The sequence below is a fragment of the Micrococcales bacterium genome (genome assembly GCA_009784895.1).
Classification (GTDB): domain Bacteria; phylum Actinomycetota; class Actinomycetes; order Actinomycetales; family WQXJ01; genus WQXJ01.
In genome coordinates this window covers 1-25,703 of sequence record WQXJ01000013.1, presented here as the reverse complement: position 1 = coordinate 25,703, position 25,703 = coordinate 1, and the positions used below count along the sequence as shown (strand labels likewise).

General features: G+C 61.1%; 25 protein-coding genes and 1 pseudogene. 1 reads left to right on the top strand and 25 read right to left on the bottom strand.

Features of this window, described 5'->3' with window-relative positions; translation table 11 throughout:
* Window positions 1-6 precede the first annotated feature (6 nt).
* The 20 genes and pseudogenes from FWD29_03770 to FWD29_03675 all read right to left on the bottom strand — a co-directional run bounded on the left by FWD29_03770 (window position 7) and on the right by FWD29_03675 (window position 20,101).
* Window positions 7-891 carry a polysaccharide deacetylase gene (locus tag FWD29_03770; GenBank protein MCL2803060.1) on the bottom strand — a complete coding sequence of 295 codons (885 nt, stop codon included), beginning with the start codon at window positions 889-891 and terminating at the stop codon, window positions 7-9.
* 2 nt (window positions 892-893) lie between these two features.
* Window positions 894-2,027, bottom strand: a complete 1,134-nt coding sequence (locus FWD29_03765) for an asparaginase (protein MCL2803059.1) — start codon at window positions 2,025-2,027, stop codon at window positions 894-896.
* A 252-nt stretch (window positions 2,028-2,279) separates the two neighbouring features.
* Window positions 2,280-2,990, bottom strand: coding sequence for a response regulator transcription factor (locus FWD29_03760; GenBank protein MCL2803058.1), 711 nt, complete (start codon window positions 2,988-2,990; stop codon window positions 2,280-2,282).
* Entirely contained in the window at window positions 2,968-4,122 is a 1,155-nt protein-coding gene (locus FWD29_03755) for a HAMP domain-containing histidine kinase (GenBank protein ID MCL2803057.1), read from the bottom strand. Before FWD29_03755 ends, FWD29_03760 begins: the two co-directional genes overlap by 23 nt.
* A 17-nt stretch (window positions 4,123-4,139) precedes the next feature.
* Window positions 4,140-4,922, bottom strand: a complete 783-nt coding sequence (pstB, locus tag FWD29_03750; GenBank protein MCL2803056.1) for a phosphate ABC transporter ATP-binding protein PstB — start codon at window positions 4,920-4,922, stop codon at window positions 4,140-4,142.
* 95 nt (window positions 4,923-5,017) lie between these two features.
* Window positions 5,018-5,905, bottom strand: coding sequence for a phosphate ABC transporter permease PstA (pstA, locus tag FWD29_03745; protein MCL2803055.1), 888 nt, complete (start codon window positions 5,903-5,905; stop codon window positions 5,018-5,020).
* Complete coding sequence (pstC, locus tag FWD29_03740) at window positions 5,902-6,948, bottom strand: phosphate ABC transporter permease subunit PstC (GenBank protein ID MCL2803054.1); 1,047 nt, start codon at window positions 6,946-6,948, stop codon at window positions 5,902-5,904. Before pstC ends, pstA begins: the two co-directional genes overlap by 4 nt.
* 133 nt (window positions 6,949-7,081) lie before the next feature.
* Complete coding sequence (locus FWD29_03735; protein MCL2803053.1) at window positions 7,082-8,197, bottom strand: phosphate ABC transporter substrate-binding protein PstS; 1,116 nt, start codon at window positions 8,195-8,197, stop codon at window positions 7,082-7,084.
* 1,439 nt (window positions 8,198-9,636) lie between these two features.
* Window positions 9,637-10,470: a 50S ribosomal protein L17 gene (rplQ, locus tag FWD29_03730; protein MCL2803052.1), complete on the bottom strand. Its 834-nt coding sequence runs from the start codon at window positions 10,468-10,470 to the stop codon at window positions 9,637-9,639.
* Between the two features lie 25 nt (window positions 10,471-10,495).
* Complete coding sequence (locus FWD29_03725; GenBank protein ID MCL2803051.1) at window positions 10,496-11,494, bottom strand: DNA-directed RNA polymerase subunit alpha; 999 nt, start codon at window positions 11,492-11,494, stop codon at window positions 10,496-10,498.
* Window positions 11,495-11,710: 216 nt separating this feature from the next.
* Window positions 11,711-12,112: a 30S ribosomal protein S11 gene (rpsK, locus tag FWD29_03720; GenBank protein ID MCL2803050.1), complete on the bottom strand. Its 402-nt coding sequence runs from the start codon at window positions 12,110-12,112 to the stop codon at window positions 11,711-11,713.
* Window positions 12,113-12,151: 39 nt separating this feature from the next.
* Window positions 12,152-12,532, bottom strand: coding sequence for a 30S ribosomal protein S13 (gene rpsM, locus FWD29_03715; protein MCL2803049.1), 381 nt, complete (start codon window positions 12,530-12,532; stop codon window positions 12,152-12,154).
* 181 nt (window positions 12,533-12,713) lie between these two features.
* Entirely contained in the window at window positions 12,714-12,827 is a 114-nt protein-coding gene (gene rpmJ, locus FWD29_03710; GenBank protein MCL2803048.1) for a 50S ribosomal protein L36, read from the bottom strand.
* A 16-nt stretch (window positions 12,828-12,843) separates the two neighbouring features.
* Window positions 12,844-13,065, bottom strand: a complete 222-nt coding sequence (infA, locus tag FWD29_03705; protein ID MCL2803047.1) for a translation initiation factor IF-1 — start codon at window positions 13,063-13,065, stop codon at window positions 12,844-12,846.
* Between the two features lie 179 nt (window positions 13,066-13,244).
* Window positions 13,245-14,294: a LacI family transcriptional regulator gene (locus FWD29_03700; protein MCL2803046.1), complete on the bottom strand. Its 1,050-nt coding sequence runs from the start codon at window positions 14,292-14,294 to the stop codon at window positions 13,245-13,247.
* The gene (locus tag FWD29_03695; protein ID MCL2803045.1) at window positions 14,291-15,121 is read right to left on the bottom strand and encodes a carbohydrate ABC transporter permease; all 831 of its coding nucleotides are present in this window, start codon (window positions 15,119-15,121) and stop codon (window positions 14,291-14,293) included. Before FWD29_03695 ends, FWD29_03700 begins: the two co-directional genes overlap by 4 nt.
* Window positions 15,118-15,993 (bottom strand): sugar ABC transporter permease, encoded by an 876-nt coding sequence (locus FWD29_03690; GenBank protein ID MCL2803044.1) that lies wholly within the window; start codon window positions 15,991-15,993, stop codon window positions 15,118-15,120. Before FWD29_03690 ends, FWD29_03695 begins: the two co-directional genes overlap by 4 nt.
* A gap of 191 nt (window positions 15,994-16,184) precedes the next feature.
* Complete coding sequence (locus FWD29_03685) at window positions 16,185-17,486, bottom strand: ABC transporter substrate-binding protein (protein MCL2803043.1); 1,302 nt, start codon at window positions 17,484-17,486, stop codon at window positions 16,185-16,187.
* Window positions 17,487-17,676: 190 nt separating this feature from the next.
* Window positions 17,677-18,777, bottom strand: a pseudogene (locus FWD29_03680) (glycosidase).
* 70 nt (window positions 18,778-18,847) lie between these two features.
* Window positions 18,848-20,101, bottom strand: a complete 1,254-nt coding sequence (locus tag FWD29_03675) for an AGE family epimerase/isomerase (GenBank protein MCL2803042.1) — start codon at window positions 20,099-20,101, stop codon at window positions 18,848-18,850.
* Window positions 20,102-21,008: 907 nt separating this feature from the next.
* Between FWD29_03675 and FWD29_03670 the strand changes: the two genes are divergently transcribed.
* Entirely contained in the window at window positions 21,009-21,380 is a 372-nt protein-coding gene (locus FWD29_03670) for an Rv3235 family protein (GenBank protein ID MCL2803041.1), read from the top strand.
* Between the two features lie 45 nt (window positions 21,381-21,425).
* On the opposite strand, the gene FWD29_03665 is transcribed toward FWD29_03670, so the two are convergent.
* From FWD29_03665 to rplO, 5 genes are all read right to left on the bottom strand, one after another.
* Window positions 21,426-22,346 (bottom strand): AEC family transporter, encoded by a 921-nt coding sequence (locus FWD29_03665; GenBank protein ID MCL2803040.1) that lies wholly within the window; start codon window positions 22,344-22,346, stop codon window positions 21,426-21,428.
* Window positions 22,347-22,574: 228 nt separating this feature from the next.
* Window positions 22,575-23,387, bottom strand: coding sequence for a type I methionyl aminopeptidase (gene map, locus FWD29_03660; protein ID MCL2803039.1), 813 nt, complete (start codon window positions 23,385-23,387; stop codon window positions 22,575-22,577).
* A gap of 1 nt (window position 23,388) precedes the next feature.
* The gene (locus FWD29_03655) at window positions 23,389-23,970 is read right to left on the bottom strand and encodes an adenylate kinase (protein MCL2803038.1); all 582 of its coding nucleotides are present in this window, start codon (window positions 23,968-23,970) and stop codon (window positions 23,389-23,391) included.
* Window positions 23,967-25,280: a preprotein translocase subunit SecY gene (gene secY, locus FWD29_03650; protein MCL2803037.1), complete on the bottom strand. Its 1,314-nt coding sequence runs from the start codon at window positions 25,278-25,280 to the stop codon at window positions 23,967-23,969. Before secY ends, FWD29_03655 begins: the two co-directional genes overlap by 4 nt.
* Window positions 25,281-25,334: 54 nt before the next feature.
* On the bottom strand, window positions 25,335-25,703 hold a 369-nt coding region (gene rplO / locus FWD29_03645), incomplete at its 5' end, for a 50S ribosomal protein L15 (protein MCL2803036.1).

Genomic DNA, 25,703 nt, shown 5'->3' with positions numbered 1-25,703 from the left:
TGACTTCTAGCTGCGCGGCGACCTGGCCAGGAAATCGTTGGCGATTTGATCGAAGGTCGACCAAATAACGCCATCGTGGCTGTTGATGTGCTCAATCAGCCGTTCTAGGGCGAGCTGCACCTGCGGACGTCCGGAAACATCGGGGTGGATGGTGATGGTGAAGGCGGCGTAGTCCATTTCCCGGTGGACCCAGTTGAACTGTTCGCGCCAAATCTCTTCGATGTCGCTTGGCTTGATGAAACCAAAGCTGTTGGGCGCAGACTTGATGAACATCATTGGGGGAAGGTCGTCTAGGTACCAAGAAGCGGGCACTTCGACCAGGTCGGTCTCCGTGCCGAAGGTCATTGGGTTCATCCAAGTGGCGGCAGGCCGGTCGTAGTTGATCCTCGAGGCTGACCAATCGTCGCCAACGCGCACGTAGTAAGGCGTGAAGTCATTGTGCATCAGCGAGTTGTCGTACTTGATACCGCTTTCCAGCAGCAACTCGTTCGTCACCTGGCTGAATTCCCACCACGGAGCGCAATAGCCGGTGGGGGCCTGGCCGGTGCGTTCAGCGATGATCTCGATGCAACGCTGGAGGATGTCGGTTTCCTGCTGCCGGCTCATGTTGATTGGGTTCTCGTGGCTGTAGCCATGTAGCCCAATCTCGTGCCCGGCGGCGACAACGGCGTCGAATTCGGCTGGGAAGGTTTCGATCGAATGGCCCGGCCAGAACCAGGTTGATGGCAGATCGTATTTGGCCAACAGCTTGTTTATTCGCGGCACTCCGACCTGGCCGGCGAAGACGCCACGGGAGATGTCACCGGGCGATTCCTCCCCGCCGTAGGATCCGAGCCAACCGCCCACGGCATCCACATGGACTCCAAAGGCGACGAAAATCTCTTTGCTCATGGTCATTTCCTTTCTCGCTCAGCCCCATCCCAGGCGTTTTTCTGGGCGGCACTGACATAGCTAGCGAACGTTTTGGCGGCCATTTCGGCCGGATAGAGGTCAAGTAATAGGACCAAGAGGGTCCGGGCCTGGGCCACGGTGAGTAGTCCGGTGCCAATAGCCCCGGCCCGTACCGAATCGAACCCGCCGCCACCGGCGTAACGGGTCAGCAAAGGCCCTGACACCACCCGGGTGCCAAGTGCCACAACTGTGCCTTGGCTTGAGGCCTCGGCAATCCAGGCATTGATTCGAGAATTGGCGTTGCCGCAGCCCGTGCCCTCGATAATGACACCTCTGGCGCCGCTGGCGACAGCCGCACGCAAAAGCGCGTCATCGGCCGAAGGGTAGGTCGGCACCACCTCGACGCGACAGTTGCCGAACTGTTCTGTGGGCAGCGGGAATACCCCTCCGCGGCGGGAGGGCCGGGCTACCATGACCAGCTGGCGGTCCAAGATGTAGCCGATCGGGCCGGAGTTGAGCACCGCGAAAGGGTTCATGCGCATGGTGTGAACCTTGCGAATGCCAACTGAGGAATAGACCGTCCCGCTGAACTGCACTAGCACGCCCATGCCACGGGCCGCCGGCGCTGCCGCCAGAACCAATGAGTCGCGCAGGTTGGCCGGACCATCAGAATCGGGAGAATCAGCGCTGCGCTGGGCGCCGGTCACCACGACCGGCTTGTCCGAGGCGTGGGTCAGCTCCAGGAGGAAGGCCGATTCTTCGATCGTGTCAGTCCCATGGGTCACCACTACGCCGGCCACTTCCGGCCTGGCGACATGTTCAGCCACGCGATGGGCCAGCACGCCCATATCTTCCAGGGTTAATTCATAGGAATTCTTCATGAACAACGAATCAGCTTCGATCCGCATTGACTCCAGGCCCGTGGTTGAGCCGATCAGGTCCTCGGCGGTATCAGAGGCAATCGAGCCGCCGCCGGCGGCCTCCCGGGACGAGATGGTCCCGCCTGTACCCACAACCACCAGCGTCTTTGCAGGGGTTCTGCCAGATGTCGTCATCAACACATTTCCATTCTGCGTTGCCGCGGTGGTGGTGTAAACGGTTTCGATGGTCACAATCTTATAACTTATTTCTTGCATCTCGTTCGCTGCCTGTCAAGTGCCTTGTTCGCCGAGGCCCAAAAGGAGACACCCCGCCAGGGCTCGGTCTGAGCGCAAGGCAGGAGTGCGCAAAAGCTCGGTCTCGCCGCATAAGTGCAGGTCAAGCCTCTCATCTGCCCAGAGGCAAGCTATTACAGGCAAGGCCGGGGCGGCACAGCATTGTGGTTGGGCTGATGAATTGGCCCGGCCCGGTCTATGAGCTAGGCCGATTGGCCAGAAGGCACAGAGACCTTAAGCGCCGTCGCTTTCCTCCGGGTCGGGGTTGAGCAGCCGGAAGCCAACACCGCGCACAGTCACCAAACGTGTCGGCCTGGCCGGATCAGCCTCGATCCGGGACCTGATACGCCGGATGTGAACGTCGAGAGTCTTGGAGTCGCCAAAAAAGTCCTTGCCCCAGAACCGGTTCATCAATGCCGTGCGAGTGACCACCCGGCCGGGATGCTGCAACAGCATTTCGAGGATCTGGAATTCGCGCAGCGGCATCTTGACGACCTCGCCTTCGACCCAGACTTGATGACGTTCAATGTCCATTTCGATGCCGCCACCAGTCAGGCGGGTTTCACGCTCGGCCGAGACCCGGCTCTTCGAGCGACGCAGAGCGCCGCGAATCCGGGCCAAAAGCTCAGGGGTCGAATAAGGCTTGGTGATGTAATCATCGGCCCCGACCTCCAATCCCATGACCACGTCAGACTTGGCATCAAGGGCCGTCAGCATGATTACCGGCACGTCGCTGGTCAGCCTGATCCGGCGGCAAACCTCGATCCCGGGCACCTCGGGAATCATCAGGTCAAGCAAAACCAGGTCGGGGGCCTCGGCCTCGAAGGCTTCCAACGCCGCCGCGCCATCGGACACCTCAACCACCTCGTGGTCCTCGCGCCGAAGCAGGAAACTAAGCGCCTCACGCAGGGTCTCATCATCCTCAACCAGAAGCAGCTTGCTCAATGCTCCCCTCCCTCGGCTTGAACTGGGGAAGGCGGACAATGAAGGTCGAACCGGCCCCGGGCTTGGAGCGCAGCATGACCCTGCCTCCGTGCGAGACTACCGCGTTTCGCACAATCGCCAAGCCCAAGCCGGTGCCGCCAGTGCGGCGGGACCGGGCCTGGTCAGCCCGGTAGAAACGTTCAAAGACTCGCTCTTGGTCTGTCGGTTCAATGCCAATGCCACGGTCGGTCACGGAGAAAACGACCTCGCGGCGCGGGTCATCGAGGGCCAGTTGGACATCAACCCGTGAGCCACCGGGTGAATAGCCAATCGCATTAGACACCAGGTTTTCCACTGCCGATGTCAGCGACTCGAAGTCGCCCCAAACCACGGCCTGGCTGACCAAACGCGGGCGCAGCTCGATTTGCCTGGCCTCGCTGGCCGTGCGCTGGCGCTCCAAGGCAGTCTCGACCACCCGCGGCATTTCAACCGCATCAAAGCGGGTTGGATCGGCGTCTTGGGCCCTGGCCAGGGCCAGGACATCCTCGGTCAGCCGAGCCAAACGGCTGGCCTCGGCTCGCAAACGCCCGGCGAAGTGCTCTACCGTCTCAGCGTCTGAGGACGCGGCGTCCAGCGTGGTGGCGATGACGTCGACGGCGGTGATTGGCGTCCGCAGCTCGTGGCCAATGTTGGCGATGAAGTCATGGCGAATATCGCGGGTGCGCACTAAATCGGTTTGGTCATACAAGGTCACCAGGACGTAGCGGTCAGCCACGCGGGTGGCCCGCACCACGGCTTGCTGGATTGGACCCAAAGTGGTGAAGGTGGAGTGGCGCACCACCGTTTCCATATCGTTCCAGGCCTCGTCGACCAGGGCTCGAAGGTAAGGGTGGACCAACTCTGCGCCTGAGAAACAAGGCAAGGTGTCGGCCTCGGCCGAACAATACAGAACCCTATGCGAAGGCGTCACCGCTATGGCCAGGCCGCCAAAGGCCTGGGCGGTTTCCATTGCCACTTCCGGCAAAGTTGCGGGCTCAGTTGGCTGACTCGGCCCGTCGTTGCGCCCGGCCAGGCGCCACAACGGCATTGACACCGTGGCCAAGACCGCCCCAAAAACCGCCGCAGCGATCAACTCCAGGATCGTGATAGCCACCTGACCACCCTAACTGTTTAGCCAAACCGTCCAGAAATGTAGTCCACCGTGGCTTGTTCCTTTGGTTCGTGGAAAATCTCAAGAGTGTCGGCGTATTCGATCAACCGCCCTGGCCTCCGTGGCCCGTCAATCGTGAAAAAGGCCGTGCGCTGGGAGACGCGGGCAGCCTGCTGCATGTTGTGGGTCACCATAACCACGGTGTAGCGCTTCTTTAGCTCTTCGATCAGATCCTCGACGGCTTGGGTAGAGATCGGATCCAGGGCGGAGCAAGGCTCGTCCATCAGCAACACCTCTGGCGAAACCGCCACCGCCCGGGCAATGCACAACCGCTGTTGTTGGCCGCCGGAAAGCGAAGAGCCGGGTTTGCGCAGCCGGTCTTTGACCTCGGCCCACAAATTGGCGGAGCGCAGCGCGTTTTCAACCAGGTCGTCTTGTTCGGCCCGCCGCATTTTGGCGCCGCGCAATTTGACGCCGGCCAGGACGTTGTCCCGTATCGACATAGTGGGGAACGGGTTGGGCTTTTGGAAAACCATGCCCACCCGGCTGCGCACGTCGACCGGGTCAACGTTCTTGCCATAGAGGTTTTCGCCGCCCAGCCTGACCGATCCGGCCACGGTGGCACCGGGGATGACCTCATGCATCCGGTTCAAGGTGCGCAGTACGGTCGACTTGCCGCAACCCGAAGGTCCAATGAAGGCCGTCACGGCGCGCGGTTCGATTGTCATCGAAACGTCCTTGACAGCATGGAAATTGCCGTAATAGGCGTTGAGGTCTTCGAGTTGGATTCGGTTTGATGTCATTGCTTGGCAATCCTGATTGTCTTCAGTTGGGTCTGGGACTCTTGGCGTGGCGACCGATGCCGGCGCTAGGGTTCCGGCCACAGCCTTGGCTTGTGTCATACCGCGGTCCGGCGAGCTAGGCGGACTATGCCACGGGCCGTCAGGTGCAAGGTCACCACCACCACTATTAGCAGCAGGGCCGCCGCCCAAGCTCGCTGGTCATAGGCCGCCGCGTCGACGCCCTTGTTGGCCCACTGGCCGTAGATGTAGACCGGCAGTGAGGCCATGCGTTTGTCAAACAGGTTGTAGTTCATCGCGTCGGTGAACCCAGCTACCAGCAGCAAAGGCGCGGTCTCACCCACAATTCGGCTGATGCCCAGGACTATGCCGCTGACAATGCCGGAGAAAGCCGTTGGCAGCACCACCTTGGTGATGGTGCGGAACTTGGGCACCCCCAGGGCATAGGAGGCCTCGCGCAGGTCGAGCGGTACCAGGGCCAGCATTTCCTCGGTTGAACGGACCACCACCGGGGTCATGATGATGGTCAGCGCCACCGCGCCGGCAAAACCCGAACGTGTGCCCGGCCCAAGTATCAGCGAGAACAGGGCGTAGGCGGCCAAACCGGCCACAATCGAGGGGATGCCGGTCATGACATCAACCAGGAACCTAATGGTCCTGGCGAAGGCGCCAGAACCGTATTCCACCAGGTAGATCGCGGTCATCAGGCCCAGCGGCACCGACATGACCGAGGCCGCCAAGGTAATCAGCAGCGTACCGACCAAGGCGTGGACCACACCGCCGCCCGGGCCAACCACTCCGCGCATCGAAAAGGTGAAGAACTCAGCGTCCCAACGGGCCAGGCCGCGCACGGTGACGGTCCAGAGCAGCGAAATCAGCGGTATGGCCGCCAACAGAAAGGCAGCGCCAACGACACCGGCCATGGCTTTGTCTTTGACTTTGCGGCGGACCCTGGCCTTGGTGGGCAGGGCGATTGGCACGCTCATTGGCTGGCCTCCGTCCGGTGGGTTTCGGTGGTGGTTTCACGCCCACCGAAACCAAATGGCAACGCTAGCCGGCCGCGTCTTGTCGCTGTGTCGTTATTGGTGCCCCGGCGGCCGAGACGGCGGGGCTTGTCCGAGGACGGGCCTGAGCTGCTGACAATGGCCCGGGCGGCATAGTTGACGCCAAAGGTCAAAGCGAATAGAACCAGTCCCAGCGCGATCAGAGCTCTGACCTGCATGCCATGTGCCTCGGGGAAGTTGGAGGCGATAAAGCCGGCCACCGTGCCCGGGTTTTCCGGGTTGATCAGGTGGAATGTAACTAGGAAGGGTGTTGGGCTAAGCACCATGGCCACGGCCATGGTCTCACCCAGGGCCCGGCCCAGACCCAGCATGGCGCCAGAAACAATGCCAGAACGGGCCGGCGGTAAGACCGACATTCGGATCATCTCCCAGCGGGTGGCACCCAAAGCCAGCGACGCTTCCATTTCCAAGGGCGAGGTCTGCTTGAAGACTTCGCGACTGATCGAAGCGGTGATCGGCAGGATCATTACCGCCAATACCACCCCGGCGGTCAAAATGGTCCGCCCAGTAGCTGAGGGTGTGCCGCCAAACAGCGGGACCCAGCTGGCGTGGGCGCCCAGCCAGCCGTAGAACTTGGCCAGCAGTGGCGCCAGGACCATCAGGCCCCATAGGCCGTAAACAACCGAGGGGATGGCGGCCAGCAGGTCCATCATCGAACCAAGAGTGCCGGCCAGGCGGCGCGGCGCATACATGGTGATGAATAGGGCCACCGCCACGGCCACCGGGGCGGCCAGGGCCAGAGCAATCAGCGCCGCCCAGGCTGAGCCAAAGGCCAGCGGCCCGGCTAGTTGCCAGAAGCTAGTGGCATGAGCCGGCAGGTCGCCTTCGCCGGCGGCAAAGGCCGGTGCACCACGGACCAACAAAAACACCCCGACCCCACCTAGGATCAGGACAATCATGGCGGCGGCGGCGTAGGCCACCGTCCTGAATACCGGATCAACCCAGCGCCGGCCGGCCGGCGCCACTGAGGGCAAGTACTCTGATAGGGAAGTAGCCCGCCGGGGCCCTAGCTGGTCTTCTGCAGACAGCCAGGACCCCGACGAACTTCGGTCAGTTGCGGCCTGACCTAGCGGTTTGGGCCCCCTTGGGGGCATTGAGTTAACCGATTGAGTCAACTGCCTTCATCACTTTCTCAGCCAAGCCTTGTTCACCCTGGATCGGAGCCGAACCGGCGTTATCGGCCGCCGCGGCCTGGCCCTCTTGGGAAGTGACATAGCTGAGATAGGCCTTGACCATGGCGCCAGTGTTGGCGTCGGTGTAGTTCTGGCAGGCAGCCAGGTAGCTGACCAGCACCAGCGGGTACACACCAGCTTCGGTGGTGGTCCGGTTCAACTTGAAAGCCAGGTCGTTGTCGCCGCGGTCCGGCACTGTTTCAGAAATGGCGACGGCCTTGGCGGCGGCCTCGGCCGAGAACGGTACGAACTCTTCGCCCACCTTGATTGAGGCCGTGCCTAGATCGGTGGCCTGGCTGGCATCAATGTAACCAACGGCGCCAACAGTGCCGGATAGCACCTCTTTCACGCCTTGGGTCTTTTCAGCGGCCTCGCCACTGTTCAGCGGCCATTCTTCAACGTCACCGTAGGTCCAAACTTCACCGGCCACCTGGGAGAGATAATCGGTGAAGTTGCCGGTGGTACCGGACTTATCAGACCGGTGGACCGCCACAATGGCCAGGTCCGGCAGGGTCACATCAGCGTTGAGACCGGCGATGGCCGGGTCATTCCACTTGGTGATGTCGCCCACAAATATCTTGGCAATTGTGGCGGCATCAAGGTTCAGATTGTCGATACCGTCCAGGTTGAAGGCCACGGCGATTGGGCTGATGTAAGCCGGTATCTCCACGATCTCCTTGGAGGCGCATCTAGGGAAGTCGCCTTCGTCCAGCTCTTCTTGTTTGAAGGCAGAATCCGTGCCGACAAAGTCAACGGCGCCATCTTGGAACTGCTGGCGACCGGCACCAGAACCCTGCGGGTCGTAGCTCAAAACCACATCCGGCTGCATACCAGCAAAGCCGGCCTTCCAGGCTTCTTGTGCGGCCGATTGTGACGAAGCGCCCGAGCCAGTCAGCTCGCCGCTGAGAGGCTCTTGTTCTGGGGTTTGCTCGTCGGTGGCCTCGGGAGTGGCCGTCTCGGCAGGGGTCTCATTGGCGGCGCAGCCGGCTAGTACAAGTAGGCCAGCCGTGACTGCTCCAAGCAATGCAGAGGTTTTTTTCACGATTCTCCTTGAAAGTGAGGTCGTCTTAGGTGGCGAATCCAACCACCGGGAGAACGCTACGGACCTAGTCCTAACGTTTTGCTGCCAATGGGTAAACATTGGGTAAACACTTGACTAACTCTGGCCAAACTAGCCCCTGACCTGCACCTTTACTGAGCCCGCGAGACCTAATAGCCAAGATACCCAGCCCCCACTTCGCAGCGACACCGAGCTGGTGCAGCCAGTGACACCGAGCCCTTTTTGCAGCGACACCGAGCTTTTGCCGAAAGGGCCGGGGCGGCAGTGGTTGTGACGCTTTGCAGGTCAACCGGTGTTGGTTGTGACGCTGGGAATGTTCCCTGAACTCTTCTGCTGCGCCTTGCATGACAGGCCGGGTAAAGGACCAGGTGATCTGAGAGCGGTTTCTGCCAGGTGTGGGCAATCGTTACGCGGCGGCATGCCAAGTGCAGCAGCAAGTTCGTCTGATTCTGCCAACCGCAACAGCGGGTTGGTCCGGCTCTGCCAAGTGAAGCAGCAAGTTCGTTCGATTCTGCCAAGTGAAGCAGCAAGTTCGTCTGATTCTGCCAACCGCAACAGCGGGTTGGTCCGGCTCTGCCAAGTGCAGCAGCAAGTCCGTCTGATTCTGCCAAGTGCAGCAGCAGGTTGGTCCGGCTCTGCAAACCGCAGCAGTCGTCGCCCGGTGGCAGCTGATGCCGAGTCTGACGCTGATGCTCACAGTTTCGTGGACCGCTGTGTCTCTCGCGGTGAAGGGGCAGGTCAAGACCGTCATTCCCGCGAGGTTGAGTCCTGGCACACAAGGTGGGGGACTGACAGCACTCAACTACCGTGAGGTCGGTGTGTCGCCAGAAGCATCGGAGCGGAGCGGTGCTTTCGGCGGATCTCGGCCGCACAGCGCTGACAGCTGAGCCAGGCCCGCCAGACCAGGCAAGGTGGAATCGACTTCGCCCAGTACCGGACAGGCAGCAAACGAGTTCACCCTGTACCGGACAGGCAGCAAACGAGTTCACCCTGTACCGGACGCGACCTGTGTGAAACCCCAGGTGGCGCGGGAACGCCACCCCGGCCAGCCTCAATCTCGATGGTAAGCAGTCCGGCCAGCCTCAATTTCGCTTCTGAATGGTCCAGTCCGGGGCGGCACAGCATCGTGGTCGCGCGCCGTGACTTGGGGCGATGCTCCGCATCGCCATAAGACCCATGCTCCTCGCCCTTCGAGCTCGTCAACATGCTCAATCGGCTCGGTCCAGTACGCAGGCGTACTGACGCTCGCCTCGGTCGCATGTGCCCGGAGCCAATCCCCGACCACAACACTGCGCCGCCCCTCAGTCTCGTGGATCTGCCAAGGCTCGGTTTCGCGTCGGGAGAGGGGTTGGGCGACAGAACAAGGGGGCGGGGCCTGGTTGGCCCCGCCCCCTTATCGGATTGCGCGATTGATTTAGTTGTCAGTCTTTGTCGTCAGCCTTGGCTTCGGCTTCGTCACCAGCCTCTGCCTTGTCGGCTTTGTCGTCAGCCTTGGCGTCCTTCGAGTCGTCATCAGGCTTTGCCTTGGCTTCGTCCTTGAGCTCGTCAGCCTTGGCGTCCTTCGAGTCATCATCAGCCTTTGCCTTGGCTTCGTCCTTGGGCTCGTCAGCCTTGGCGTCCTTCGAGTCATCATCAGCCTTTGCCTTGGCTTCGTCCTTGGCCTCGTCAGCCTTGGCCCCGGGCTCATCGGACTCATCAGCTTTGGCCTCATCAGCTTTGGCTTCGTCCTTGGGCTCATCGGCCTTGCCGTCGCCTGACTTAGTGTCCTTGGCATCAGGCTCGTCGGCTTTGGGCTTGTCGGATTTGTCAGCCTTGGCCTCTTTGGCCTTTTTGTCTGGCTTGTCGGCCTTGGTGGCTGGCTTCGATTCGGGTTTGGTCCGTTTCTTGGCTGGTTTGACCTCTTCAAGCACCAGTGAGATCACGGCCATGGGGGCGGCGTCGCCCTTGCGGGGGCCAATTTTGATGATCCTGGTGTAGCCACCTTGACGCTCGGCCATTGTTGGGGCGATCTCGGTGAACAGCTCGTGCACCACCGACTTATCGCGGATCACCCGCATGACGCGGCGCCGCGAAGCCAAATCGCCTCGTTTGCCGAAGGTGATGAGTCGCTCGGCGAAAGGCCGCAGGCGCTTGGCCCTGTGCAGCGTGGTCGTGATCGACTTGTGCTCAAACAGCTGGGTGGCCAGATTGGCCAGAATCAACCGCTCATGCGCTGGGCCACCGCCCAGCCGGGCACCCTTAGCGGGGGTAGGCATGAAAGTCTCCTTTGCTTAGTTGGCCCTAGAAGGCCGAATCTTCCTCTATGAACTCCGGACCCGTTAGCTCGGTGGCGTCGAAGTCCAGCGGCGAATCCTTCAAGCTCAAGCCCAAAGCCGCCAGTTTCTCCTTGACCTCGCTAATCGACTTCGAGCCGAAGTTGCGGATGTCCAGCAGATCCGATTCGCTGCGAGCCACCAACTCGCCGACTGTGTGAACGCCTTCACGTTTGAGGCAGTTGTAGGAACGGATCGTCAGGTCCAGGTCTTCGACTGGTAGGGCCAGGTCAGCTGCCAAGGCGGCGTCGGTTGGGCTGGGGCCAATCTCGATGCCCTCGGCCTCGGGCGAAAGCTCGTGGGCTAGACCAAAGAGCTCAACCAGTGTTTTGCCGGCACTAGCCAGGGCATCACGCGGGCTGATTGACCGCTTGGTTTCGACATCAACAATCAGCCGGTCAAAGTCGGTCCGCTGCTCCACGCGAGTGGCCTCAACCTTGTAGGTGACTTTGAGAACCGGGGAGTAGATCGAGTCGATCGGAATACGGCCAATCTCGGCTTCTGGGGTCTTGTTTTGCACCGCGCTGACGTAACCACGGCCACGCTCGACGGTCAATTCGACCTCAAGCTTGCCCTTGGCGTTGAGAGTGGCAATATGCAGGTCAGGGTTGTGCACCTCGACCCCTGCCGGCGGTGTGATATCCATTGCGGTGACCTCGCCGGGGCCCTGTTTGCGCAGGTACATCACCACCGGCACGTCGTGTTCGGAGGAGACGACCAGGTTCTTCAGCGCCAAGATGATATCGGTGACATCTTCTTTGGTGCCGGGCACAGTGGAAAATTCGTGCAGTACGCCGTCGACGCGCAATGAGGTGACGGCGGCACCGGGAATGGAGCTGAGCAAGGTGCGCCGCAGCGAGTTGCCCAGGGTGTAGCCAAAGCCCGGTTCGAGCGGTTCGACCACAAAGCGTGAGTGGGTGTCAGATTCGACCTGTTCGGTCAAGGTGGGACGTTGTGCAATCAGCACTGGCAGGAATTCCTATTCTCAGAGCCCCCGCTATATGAGACTCTGCTTCGGATTCAGTTCCACCTGATCAAACTCGGTCTGTTGACCAGGTGCGGGCCGGAACAGGCAGTGCCCGATGCCGGCCCTGGCCTTTGTGGCTACCCGACCTTGCGGAAAGGGCCACGCGGGCGTGTCTGAGGTGGCTGGGTTCTAGCCCGTAACCTCAGACCAAGGCTGTTAGACCCGGCGTCGCTTGGGCGGGCGGGAGCCGTTGTGGGCTTGGGGGGTGACATCGCTGATCGATCCGACCTCCAGGCCGGCGGCTTGCAGCGACCTGATGGCGGTCTCGCGGCCGGAACCTGGGCCCTTGACGTAGACGTCAACTTTCTTGACACCGTGGTCCTGGGCGCGGCGGGCGGCGGCCTCGGCCGCCAGCTGGGCGGCGAAGGGAGTCGACTTGCGCGAACCCTTAAAGCCAACTTGGCCAGAGGAGGCCCAGGCCAGCACGGCGCCACCCGGGTCGGTGATCGAAACGATGGTGTTGTTGAAGGTGGACTTGATGTGGGCGTGACCAACCGGCACGTTCTTCTTGTCCTTGCGGCGCACCTTCCTGGCGCCGGCGCGGGTCTTAGGGGGCATGGCTGCCTAGTTCTCCTTTTGAGGTCTGCTTCGGGCGGACTACTTCTTGCCGGCCTTCTTCTTGCCAGCTACTGTGCGCTTGCGACCCTTGCGGGTGCGAGCGTTGGTTTTGGTCCGCTGGCCGTGGACCGGCAGTCCACGCCGGTGGCGAATACCCTGGTAGGACCCGATCTCCACCTTGCGGCGAATGTCGGCTTGAATCTCGCGGCGAAGGTCACCTTCGACGCGGTAGTTGGCTTCGATGAAATCCCTCAGGGCCACCAGTTCCTGGTCACCCAGGTCCTTGACGCGAGTGTCAGGGCTGACCTTGGTGGCCTCTAAGGTCTTGGCGGCACGAGTGCGCCCGATGCCGAAAATGTAGGTGAGTGCGACCTCAACGCGCTTTTCGCGCGGCAGGTCCACACCGACTAGACGAGCCATATGGCTGTACTCCTGGTGTCCAGGTGGAGGTCTGCCGCAACGGCGCCCCTTGCGGGCCCCGGCCTCCAACCGGGGGTTTCAGCTGGCCCAAACGAGCCAACCGATGCCATTGCGCTTTTCATTTTTTCACCGCCCCGGACCGAGGCCCGTGACAGCCAGAACCTGGTTGCTGACCGGGTTCTTAGCCTTGACGCTGCTTGTGGCGAGGGTTTTGGCAAATCACCATCACGGTGCCACCGCGACGGATGACCTTGCATTTCTCGCAGATCTTCTTGACGGAGGGCTTGACCTTCACCAGTTGTTTCCTTTGCTCACTTATACCGGTAGACAATACGGCCGCGGTCCAGGTCATAGGGGCTCAGCTCAACCACTACCCGGTCTTCAGGCAGGATCCGGATGTAGTGCTGGCGCATCTTGCCAGAGATATGAGCCAACACCTTGTGCCCGTTGGTCAACTCGACCCGGAACATGGCGTTGGGCAACGCCTCAACCACTGTGCCCTCAATTTCGATGACACCGTCCTTCTTGGCCATATCCCTCCGCAAAGACTCAAATACCTGGTGCGACAACCGGCCACCGGCAGGCGCACACGTCCAGCCGGCCAGTGTACGCCATCAGCGCGGACATGCCCAATCTGCATCCGCAATTGCCGCAGTTAGCGCCCAGGTCCGCTCTGCTGGCAACAAGGCCGCAGCCAGATTCGTCTTGACCGTTACTTGGGGCGGCCGGTTGACGCCCTGACGGTGATCCCCGGTTGGCCAAAGGGTCCCGAATCCGGCTGACCACCGTCGACTAAGTCCAGCAGGGCCTGGGCCACAGCCATCGAATAGCGATGGACCTGGACCGAGGTCGAGGTCAAAGCCGGATGGGCCATCCGGCTCAGGAGCGAATCATCCCAGGCCACAAACGAGAAATCGCCGGGTACCTGGGCACCCATTTCTGCCGCCACCGCCAAACCAACTGCCGCCATAACATCGTTGTCGTAGACGATGGCGGTGGGGCGTTCGGGTTGGGACAAGAGCCGGCGAGTGGCCTGGATGCCTTGTTCTTCGCTGAAGTCAGTGTTCAAAATGGTCGGCGCCGCCAGGCCCAGCGCCGCCATTTCGTCCACCATGGCGGCGGAGCGGTCCTGGACGTGCAAGTAGTTGGCCGTCCCGGCCACTCGAGCGATATCCCGGTGACCCAGCGCCACAAGGTAACGCACCACCTCACGCATAGCCGCGGCATCGGACGTCCAACGCGCCACCGTGGACTCATCTGGCTGCGGACCCACCACTACCGCCGGCAAGGCCAGCTGGCGCACGAAAGCTGGGCGCGGGTCTTGTTCAACCAGGTCGGTTAGAAGCACACCGTCAACCGTCTTGGCAGAAGCCCAGGACCGGTAGGTCGCCATCTCCTCATCTAGTGTCGAAGCCACTTTGAACACCAGCAGAATGTCTCTGGGCGCCAAGACCTCCTGGACCCCGGAGATGAACTCCATGTAGAACGGTTCCAGGCCCAGCAACCTGGCTGGCCGGTTCAGCGCCAAGCCAATCGCCCCGACCCGGTTGCAGACCAGAGCCCTGGCCGCCTTCGAGGGCCGCCAATCCAACTGGTTGGCCACGGCCATAATCCGCGCTCTAGTGGCGGGCGAAACCCCGGGCTTGTTGTTTAAGGCGTAGGAGACAGCGGACTTTGACACGCCCGCCAGCTCGGCGATCTGGGTGATGGTTGGCCTGCCCACGCCGGTAACACTAGCGGCCTTCGGCCGTTTCGGGGTCATTTGACAGCCCCGGCGACAAGTCCCCGGTAAATGAACCGTTGTAGGAACAAGAACAAGACCAGCGTGGGCACGATCACCAGCACAATGCCGGCCGAGATGATCTCCCACTGGCCGCCAAAAGGCCCCTTGAAGCGGTACAGCGAAGTTGAAATGACGCCCAGGTCACCTGACGGCATGTACAGGAACGGGATGTAGAACTCGTTGTAAATGGCGATGCCTTTGATTATTACCGCCGTGGCGATGGCCGGGCGCAACAGCGGCAAGATGATGCGCCAGTAGATGGTCCAGCGCGAAGCTCCTTCCAGCATGGCGGCCTCGTCGAGCGACACCGGTATTGAAGCCATGAACTGCAAGAAGATGTATATGGCGATGACATCAGTGCCCATGAACAGCAAAATGGCGGCGCCTCGGGTGTTGAACAAACCCAGCCCGGAAATGATGTGGAAGGTCGCCACCTGCATCAACACCGCAGGGATCAAACTGGCTACGAGAAAGGCGTTGTAGACCAGGCGGCGGCCACGAAAAGCAAAGCGATCAAGAGCGTAGGCCGCCAGGGTCCCGGCGAAGATGGCGCCCAGGAGGGACAGACCCAAGATGATGGCCGTGTTGATGAAGCCGCGAACCATCTGACCTTGACTAAAGGCGGTGGCGTAGTTCGAAAGGTTGACCCAGTCTTGTGGCGGTACCAGCGGTCCGGTCCGGGCGTATTCCTCTGAGGTCTTCAGCGAGGCGAAGAGCACTACCACCAGCGGGCCAATGCAAACCACCGCGGCAATAAGCAAGGAGACGTACTTGCCACAGCCGGCCAGGAAACGGACCAGGATCATGCTAAGTCGATCCTCTCGTCGGGGAAGAAACGCCGCTGGAGCCAGGTAACCAACAGCACCAAAGCCAGCAGCACAATCGACATAGTTGCAGCCAGCCCGACCTTGTGGTTGACGAAAGCCTTTTCGACGGCCTGAATGGCAAAGGTCTTGGAGCGGACAGCGTAACCCTGCATCACGAACGGGATCTCAAAGACGGAAAGGGCCCCGGAAATCGCCAGGATGAAACTCAAGGTGACGACCCGACGGATGCCGGGCAGGATGATGTACCAAAAGCGGTGCCAGGAATTGGCGCCGTCCAGGCTGGCGGCCTCGTACAGGTCGCCTGGAATCGACTGGATGGCTCCTAGGAACAAGACAAAGTTCAAACCCGTGAAACGCCAGACAGATACCCCGGACAGGCAGGCGTTAACCAGTCCGGGCTCATCGAGCCAGAGCGGTGGATCGTGAATCCCCAAGAAAGCCAAGGTCACATCTAGAGTTCCGCCTGGTTTGAAGAAGTACAAAAAGACAAAGCCAATGGCCACACCATTGAGCAGATATGGAAAGAGCAAGACGCCCTTGAAGAAGTTCTTGAACCTGACTTTGAAGGACAAGATGGTGGCAAAGTAGAGCGCGATCGCCATCTGGATAAAGGCGCCTGCCAGGTAAAACCCACTGACCAGCAACACCCGGTACAAGCTCGGGTCGGTCGCCATCCGTTGGTAGTTGGCCAGCCCCACCCAGTCTTGATCCGGACCAATCCCGTCCCAGCTGGTAAACGAATAGCGGATCAGGTTGGCCGCTGGCAGGTAGGTCAACAGGACCAACAGTCCCAGCGGTAAGGCCAGAAAGGCCCAGGGGGTGATGGCCCGAATGACTTTGCGCTTGGTCAAGGGCTTTCTGGTTTGGCCCCCTCGCCGCGCCGATGCCGGCCGTCCGGCGGGCACCGGCCGCACCAGGGCGTCACTCAAGAGCGCTCACCTCCCTGTGCTGGCAAGGCCGGGGGCCGGGGTCGCTTCCTCTAGACCCCAACCCCCAACCTAGCAACCAGACCAGACCCGTCAAGCAGCTTGGCGCAGACTAATTAGCCGGCCTCAGCCCTGCCTTGGGCCCATTTGGCGTTGAGCGCATCAAACGCCTCCGCCTTGGGTTTGTGCTCACGCGCTTGATCAACTAAGGCTTGGCGATAGGGGCCTGAAGACCAGCCGATCTCGGCCGCCTGGTCGATGGCGTCGAATAGACCCTCTTGGCCGGCCGGTGCCGCGGTCGGTTCAAACAGCTCGGTGCCAAGGTCGGTCAAGGCAGACAAATTGGACGGCAGGGGCGCTGTCAACAGGGTTGAGACAAAGCCTTGGTCGGCGTCGTAGCCTGATTCTTCGATCATGAACTCAACCCAAGCCTGAGCCGTGGCCTTGTTTTTGGAGTCCTTGTTGATGGCGTAGTAACGATCGCCCAGCACGGCGGCGTAGCTCTTGCCAGCTTCAGCTGAAGGCACCGGCATGAAGCCGATGTCGTCGCCCGAGGCGCCGGCCTCCTCGGCCGCCCCTTGCATCTGAGAGATAGCCCAGGACTGTAGTACTAGCGTGGCCACCTGGCCGGTGCCGAGCAGCGTCTTGGACTCTTCCCAGTTGGTGGTGGCCGGGCTGTCCTCGGTTAGACCCTTGTCAACTGCGTCATAGATGAGCGAATCGAGCCAATAGGCGTCGCCGCCCTCGGCCCAGGGGGTGTCGGTCTGGGTCATATCGTTCCTGGCGTTGGCGTTGCCCAGGGCCGCGCCCATATTGCGTTGCAGGTCACCCAGCGGCCAGGCGTCCTTGTAGTTGGTGTAAAGCGGGATGGCCTCAGTCTTGTCCTTGACCGCTTGCAGGGCCGCAAAGAAATCGTCGTAGGTTGTGGGCGGGCTGTCGATCCCGGCCTCGGCGAAGATTCTGGTGTTGTAGACCACTCCGGTGGCAATGCCGCCTTGGGCCAAGCCGTAGACCTGGTCACCAACTGCGAAAGCGTCCAGGAAGCGGTACTTGCCTTCAAGGTCCGCCATGGCGCCGAACGGCTCAAAGAAACTTGCCAGTTGGTCGTTGGTGACGCCGTTTGGTATTGACAACACGTCGCCAAAGTCACCGGTCGACAGCCGCAGGGCGACGTCTTCGTCATAGGCGGTGATGGACTCAAAGGTAACCTTTGTGACATCGGGGTACTTGGCGATGAAGCGGTCGGCGTAGCCCTTCAACGTGCCGTCTTGGTCAAGGTCAGTCCTGTGGGTCAACACAGTTATTTCGCCTTTGATTTCGGATGAGGCAGTGTCAGCTTCATTGTCGCTGCTGCAGGCGCTCAAAGAGGTCGCCACCAGCGCGCTCAGTGCCAGCGCTGCCATCGCCTTGATCTTCATTGTCAGGTCCTCTCGTCGTCTTTGATGAGCCATCGAAGATGCGATCCCACGGCCACACCGCGGTCTCTGGGTACCACGCTACTGGCAAATGCCGGACAATACAATGAACCGGTTCAGTTATTTGGTAACAATGTGGTAACCATGGAGAACCGGCCTGGTCCAGGTGGTCTGGATCGGTCCGGTGGGCTGGTCAGATGGAACGGTTCACAGCCGCCAACAGATCAAGATTCCGGCTAATCAGGTCGCTGCGCTGGCGCACGCAGTCGACCGAGCGCAGGGCGTCTGGCGGAGTTGCAAAAATGTAGTCCTCCAGAGCCTCGAGGCTGGCCGAGGCCACATGCATGCGCGTGTCGGCCGAGGCGTAGTAGACGTAGCAGGTGCCGTCATCGCCCACAATGGCGCCGCCGCTGAAAGCAACGTTGCCAACGTCGCCAACCCGCTCCGTCCCCATTGGTGCCAGCAGGTAGCCACCTGGTTCGGCAATCACCCGGCCCGGATCGTCTAGCGCGGTGGCAAAACCGTAAAGCACATAGCGCAGGCCGGCCGCAGTTAGTCGCACACCGTGGGCGATGTGCAACCAGCCACGCTGGCCCTTAATTGGCACCACGCCGGCCCCGTTCTTGGCTTCAAAGACGGCGTGGAAGCGACGCGGCGAGATGACGCGCTCGGCGCCAACCACTGCCTGGTCAAGGTTTGGGGCCAGCCCAAAACCGATGCCACCGCCGCTACCAACATCGATGAAGCCGTCCATCGGCCGGGTGTAAAGGCCGTACTGGCCGTCCACGAATTCCGGATGCAACACGACGTTGCGCTGCTGCGATGAGGTAGAGGTCACCACGTTACCGAGGCGTTCCCATGTCACCAGGTCACGCGTCCGGATCAGGCCGGCGTAGGCTACCGCCGCGCTGACTTCGGTGTTGTTGGGATCTTTGGCCTCAGAACAAAAGACACCGTAAATCCAGCCATCTTGGTGGGCCGTCACCCGAATGTCGTAGACGTCGACCTCTTCTGGCACGGTGTCAGGTATTTGAACCGGATAGTCGGCAAAAGCGAAACCTTCAGTTGGGCTGTCAGAACTTGCTACCGCGAAGAACGACTTGCGGTCGACCCCCTCGACCCGGGCCACCAAATGGTAGCGGCCGGCCAGCTTGATGGCCCCGGCGTTGAAAACCGAGTTGACGCCAAGGCGGGGTAGAAAGTGAGGGTTGGTTTCGACATTGAGATCAAAGACCCAGGCAGGGGGAATGTGATCCCTGGTCAACACCGGGTTAGCCCAACGGGTCAGAACCCCGCGGGCTTGGGGCAGCGCATAATTGGGGCGGGCAATCAGGTCGGCATATTCGGCCGCTAGGGCGTGGTAGTTAGGATGCAGCACGTTCATCCTCCGTGACGGTAGTTCCAGGCTGGGTCTCAAGATAGGCCAACATCTCTAGGCAGGCCCGGCCAGAATGGTAGGGACATTTCCAGGTCGAGGCGATGGGCTGGCCGGGCACCGGTTGCCCCACCGCGTCAACCGCCCAGAACCATTCCGATCCAGGTCTTGGGTCGGCCAGGCGGTTGGAGCAAAAGTCCCACAGCTGGTGCGACGCTTGGCGATAGAGCCGAGCTCGCCGCGGATCGGGGGTTCTGGTCGAGGCGGCGTAAAACGCCACCATTGCCTCGGCCTGAACCCACCACACTCGGCTGGTGTTGAGCTTGGAGTCGAGGCTTTCGAAGGCAACCGAACCGTCGCGGTAGGCGCGGTTGTAGACAGAGTCGACTAGACCAGCCCCAATCTCGCTGGCTCGCTGAGAGAGCTTAGGATCTCCGAGCAGATCCGTTCCCCACACCAGCAGCCAAGAGGCCTCGATGTCGTGGCCAAAGGACTGCAGGTTAAGCAGTGGGGCCAGCTTGGCGTCAAAGAACACCTCGAGGCGACGCTCTGTTTGGTTGTAGATCCTCTTGCAGAAGAGATCTAGAATCCGACCCATGGCCTGGCCCACCGCCGCCTCACCATCACTGGCCTGGTATAGGCCGGCGTAGGCTTCGAAGGTGTGCAACAGCGTGTTCATGGTGCGCTCGGCCAGTACGCCGTTTTCTGACAACTTGTCGTTGGCAATTGGCCTAAAGCTCTGATCGAAGGCCTCGATGTAACCAGGTGCCGCGCCAAAGCGTCGCTCGACCAGCTCAAACAGATCAAAGGCTAGGTCAAGGGCCGCCTTGTCCCGGCTGACTCGGTAATAGGCCGCCAGGGCATAAATGGCAAAGGCCTGGTTGTAGGCCTGTTTAGTAGTGTCGCGCCAAGTCCCGTCGTGACTGACTGACCACACCACCCCGCCGCCGGCGTGGTCCAGGCAGTGGTCGACCAAGAAACGAAAAGCATGTTGGGCCTCGGCCAGCAGATCCTCGTCGCCAAATCGCTTGGCCGCGGTGGCAAAAAACCACATGATCCGACTGTTGAGCAATGCGGCCTTGTGGCCAAACCGCCAGCGGTTCAGGTCCCAGTCGACGCGCCCAAAGTAGCCGCCATAGTCATCGTCACGCAGTGAACGCCAAAACGGGATGATGCGGTGGCGCAGCTCCTCGTCAAGAGACTGACGCCAGCCAGCCACATCAAGCTCGCCCAATTGCGCCATCCCTCCTATTCGGTGCAACAGCCCGGCCCACAGGCGACACAGGCTTGGATCCCCTTAGTCACTGAACCGGTTCATCTTTCAGTCTGACAGATCAGGTGACCAAGATGCAAGCGGACAGCAAAGAAATAAAGGCCCAGGCCTCAGCGCCGTCTGGCTTGGCCGGAGCCCGGCCTTGATCCGGCAGCCACAGGTGTTGTGGGCCAAGGACCGGCCGAACCAGCCAAACTAGCCGCTCGACCAGGTCGCCAGGCGGGCGGGGCCCGCCATTGGCTCCGGTGTCAAGGCAGCCTCGTCAGTCCTGAGCCACCTGTACTGAACCGGTTGTGGCGCCTGGTTGGTCATCAGTTGCGCCACTACTTCCCCGAAGGAACCGACCTGTCGATTCCCAAGTCGACGACCCTTGGCACCACCGGTCGCGCGGCGAAGAGGAAATCTACTGTCGAATAAGCACCGCTTTGCGTAGGTACCACAGACCAAGTCCCCCAGAGCCGTGCGGCTAACACTTTGCATAAGCAAAGGGTGCAATCAGTGGCCGGCCCGCCATCAGTCAGTCCGGCTGGGTCCAATGCCTCAACCGCCCGGGCTACTGACCAGGGCTCAAAAATGCCCGCGGTGTAGTTCGCCGGCTCATCCACAGGCCAGCCTATTTTCGCTGGCTTTGTCTAGCGAAAATCGTGCAGGCTAGTGTCCAGTCCTCGGGCTTAGGCGCTCGGGAGTCGGTGAACAAGGTGCGTTGAAAGCGACAAGTGGCCAAGGGGAATTGTTCACCAGCAGACTTGGCACTAGTGGTCGAGGATCGAGACTGCGATGAGCTCCGCGTCTCAGCTGATTGGTGTCTAGCCAACCAGCGTCCGCAAAGGTCGGGGTCTGGCCACCGGTCAGGCTCCACGACACAGGGAGTTGTCCAATGGACCTGACTCGAACGGTCTCTCATCCGCCTATGCCCCACCCTGCCGGCCGGGCCCAAAGACCAGATGTCTGCCTGAAGTTTGTAGTGGCCTGTATTCTGGCCGCCATGCAGGGGCATTCCCCCGCCCCAGCTCTGCGTCGTTACGCCAGTCCTGACGTCATTATCCGCCTAGAACAGCACGCCATGGCCGCCCGCAGCCGGCCCCGTCCAGCCGGCCAATCTAGACACCAACTGCGTCTATGCCGGGTCAACGAGCGTGTCCTCGAGGTCGCTTTGGTCCGCACCAGCCCTGGCCGGGTGCGCACCGTCGCACTGCGCATGGAGCGCGACCGCGGCTCCTGGCAAGCCCGGTTCATCCAAATGATCTAAATCACCGAACCTGGTCAGCGTGCCAGCGTTCATTAGCGGAGCTGTTTAGGCAAAGATGGCGGCCGCTGCCAGCAGCACCGGGGCACCGCCTATTACGGTCAGGGTGATGGCGTCGCGGGCCAAGGATGTGGCCTGGTTGAAGCGCATGGCGTAGTTGTGAACATTGCCGGCCGTAGGCAAGGCCGCCAGCACCACGGCGGCATAGGTTTGGACAGAATCGAGACCGAAGACGAAATGCGCCAGCAAGAAGGCCACCACTGGCATCAACAGCAGCTTGAAACCGGCCGCCAGAAAGGCGTCGTGGCCTGAAGTCCCCGAGCCGAGGGACTGCCGCCCGTACAGCGACATGCCCAGTGCGATCAGCATGATTGGCACCGCCGCACCGCCAATCAAGCTAAGGGCGTCCATCACCACAAATGGCAGATCCCATGGCAGTAGGTTGATTGCTAGCCCAACCCCTGAACCCAACGCCACCGGATTGGCCAACGCCCCAACCAGCACCCGCCCCAGCGAGCCGCGCCGCGAAGAGCCCAGATCCAGCGCCGCCAGCGCGATCGGGGAAAAGACCAGGGTCTGGAACAGAATCACCGGCGCTACCAGTGAGGCCTGGCCCAGCATATGGATGGCGATGGGTAGGCCAATGTTATTGGCGTTGGTGTAACCGGAACTGAGCGCGCCAACCACCACCGCACCGGCCTGGCGCCGCAAAACCAGTCCGGCGATCAGGCTGTAGAGAGCAAACATGACCAAGGCGGTGACAAAGGAGGTCAGGGCCAATTTGGAGAAAACTACGTCCAATTCGGCCTTGGCTAGCACGGTGAACAACAGCACCGGCATCAGGACATAGAAAACCAGCCGGCTAAGCGAAGCATGAGTCGCCGGTCCAAGCAAACCGGTCCGGGCCACCGTGTAGCCCACGGCGATGGGCAATGAGACAACAACAAAACCGCCCAGTGCTCCACCCATTACACCAACCGCCGTGTCGCACGCGGTGCGCGCGCTGCGCCACCAGCGAAGATGCGGCCAGAAATGGCCGCCCTGGGCCCTAGGAGAGTGTCGTTAGGCACTCGACATGGGGCCTGCTTGAAAACAGGCCCTGCCGTGTCGCACGCGGTAGCCGTGAAACGGCTACCAGCGAAGATGCGGCCAGAAAACGCTGCCCTGGACCCTAGGAGAGTGTTGCCAGACACTCGACTAGGGTCCCACGTTGACGCCGCGGGCCTGCATTTCTGAGGCGCCGCCATCGGGCGCGGTCAATACCCAAATGCCAGCGGCAGTCCGGGCCACGGTGTGCTCCCAGTGGGCTGCCAACCCGCCGTCAACGGTTCGCACGGTCCAGCCATCTGAGTCGAGGGATGTGGCAATCGCCTGCGCCACCACCATCGGCTCGATTGCCACCACCAGGCCGGGCGAGACACGCGGACTGCGGGAGCGCCGCGCCACATTGGGCACCTCTGGCTCCATATGCATGGCCGTGCCAATGCCGTGGCCGGTGTACTCCTCGACAACAGAGAACGTCGGTTCGGAGGCCTTGACACTTTGTTCAATGGCGGCCCCAACTTGACCCAGATGCTTGGCTTTGGCGAAGGCCGCCAAGCCGTCCCACAGGGCCTGGCGCGCGACCTGGTTGAGGCATTCGGCCACGGCCGACCCTTCACCAGCCACCACCGTGAAAGCCGCGTCTGAATGCCAGCCGTCCAACACGGCGCCACAATCGACAGACACCAGATCGCCTTCGTGGATGACCTGGCCTTCGGGGATGCCGTGCACCACCACCTCGTTGATCGAGACGCAGATTGAGGCGGGAAAGCCTCGGTAGCCCAGGAAACTTGGCTCGGCGCCGTGCTGGCGAATGATGTCGCGGGCCAGGTCGTCAAGGTACTTGGCCTTTGCACCAGGCACAACGGCGGCCTCCAAGGCCGCTAGCGCCGCCGCTGTGACCAGCCCGGAGGCTCGCATGGCCTCAATTTGACCGGGGGTTTTCAGCTCGATCCGGCGCCGGGACACCCTACGACCCCGCCAAAGAGTCCACCCGGTCCTGCAAGCGCTGGGAGACCTGGTCGACTGTGCCCAGGCCGTCAACTTCCAGCAGGGCGTTGAGGCCACGGTAAAGCGCCGCGATGGGCGCGGTCTCGGCGTGGTAGACCTTGAGCCGCTCGCGGATGACTGGTTCAGTGTCGTCAGCCCGGCCTTCAATCACCGCCCGCTTGAGCAGCCGGTCAACGATCAGCTCCTCCGGCAAGGTCAGCTCAAGGGCGGCGTCAATATCTATGGACCGCTTGGCCAGCATCGCATCCAGCACCGCCACCTGGTCGACGTTGCGCGGGTAGCCGTCAAGAATGAAACCGCCGGCCAGATCAGCCCCATCTAGCCGTTGATCAACCATTGCGTTGGTCACCCGGTCCGGTACCAGATGGCCTTGGGCAATGTAAGTCTGGGCTTCGACCCCAAGGGCTGTGCCTCGAGCCATCTGGTCACGGAACAACGCACCGGTGGAGATGGTCGGGATGCCTAAGCGTTCGGCCAGTATGGCCCCTTGCGTTCCTTTGCCAGAACCTGGTGGACCTAGTAGAACTAGGCGGCAAGTCACCTCAAAAAGCCCTCATAGTGCCGCTGCTGGAGCTGGGATTCGATCTGCTTGACGGTGTCAAGACCGACACCAACAATGATCAGCAGCGTGGTCCCGCCAAACGGCAGGTTTTGGGTGATGCCCAGGGCCCCGAACAGCACTTGCGGAATCAACGCCACGATTGCCAAGTAGATGGCACCTGGAGTGTTGATTCGGTTAATGACATAAGTCAGGTATTCGGCCGTGGGTTTGCCGGCTCTGATGCCCGGGATGAAGCCGCCGTAGCGCTTCATGTTGTCGGCCGTTTCTTCGGGGTTGAAGGTGATGGCGGTGTAGAAGAAGGCAAAGAAGATGATCAACAGGCCATACAGGAGCATGTAGAACCCGGCCGTGGAATGGAGGTTCCTCTGCAGCCAGTTGAATACCTCAGGCAGTTGTCTGTCGCCGGCGAATTGCAGCAGCATCGAAGGCAAAGACAGGATCGAGCTGGCGAAGATAACCGGAATGACCCCGGCCGTGTTGATCTTGATGGGCAGGTAGGTCGAAGAACCGCCATAGGTTCGCCGGCCCACCATACGCTTGGCGTATTGCACCGGGATGCGGCGCTGGGACTGTTCAACGAAGATCACGGCCACGATCACGGCCAGGAACACCACCAGCACCACAATGAAGTTGGTCACCGCGTTACCTTGGCCGCCCCGCTGCAGAATCGAGGCCATCGAACCTGGGAAGCCGGCCACAATCGAGGTGAAGATCAGCAGTGACATGCCGTTACCAACACCTTTTTCGGTGATCAGCTCGCCCAGCCACATGATCAAGCCGGTGCCGGCAGTCATGGTCAAAATCATCAGAGCGATGGTCATAGGGCCGTCGTTGTAGATCAGCTGGACATCGGTGCCGGTGTTGCCAAACAGCTGGCCAGTCCGGGCCGTGGTAATCACCATGGTGGACTGCAACACGGCCAGGGCTATGGTCAGGTAGCGGGTGTACTGCGTCAGTTTGGTTTGGCCTGACTGCCCCTCTTTGTGCAGGGTTTCGAAGCGCGGGATAACCACGCGCAGCAGCTGGACAATGATCGATGCCGTGATGTAGGGCATGATGCCCAGGGCAAAGACCGACAGCTGGAGCAAGGCACCACCAGAAAACAGGTTGATCAACGAAAGCAGATCGTTTTGCGCCGCCTGCTCCTGCATTTGGGCAATGGCGCCGTAGTCAACACCGGGGGTCGGGATAAATGAGCCGACCCTGAAAAGCACCATGATGCCAATTGTGAACAGCAGCTTGCGGCGCAAGTCCGGCGTTCTAAACGCCCTCGCGAAAGTGCGAAGCACTGATTCCCTCCCGGTGCCTAGTTCGACCTCACCTAGGGCGAAGTCTGATCAACTCTATCTGTCCGTACCGCTGACTGACCCGCCAGCGGCCAAAATCTTGTCGATGGCGCTCTTGGAGCAGGCATCGACTTCAAGGTCTAGTTTGACCGTCACGTCACCGCCGCCCAACACCTTGACCAGCCGGTTTGGCCTGACGGCGCCCCGGAGGGCCAAATCGGCGGAGGTCACCAAGCCGCCTTCTGGATAGAGCTGATTGAGCTTGTCCAGGTTGACTACCTGGTACTGGGTGGTGAACGGGTTTTTGAAGCCGCGCAGCTTGGGCAGGCGCATATGCAGTGGCATCTGGCCGCCCTCTAGGCGGGCCGGCACCCGGCCGCGAGCCTTGGTGCCCTTGGTGCCGCGACCGGCGGTTTTGCCTCTGGT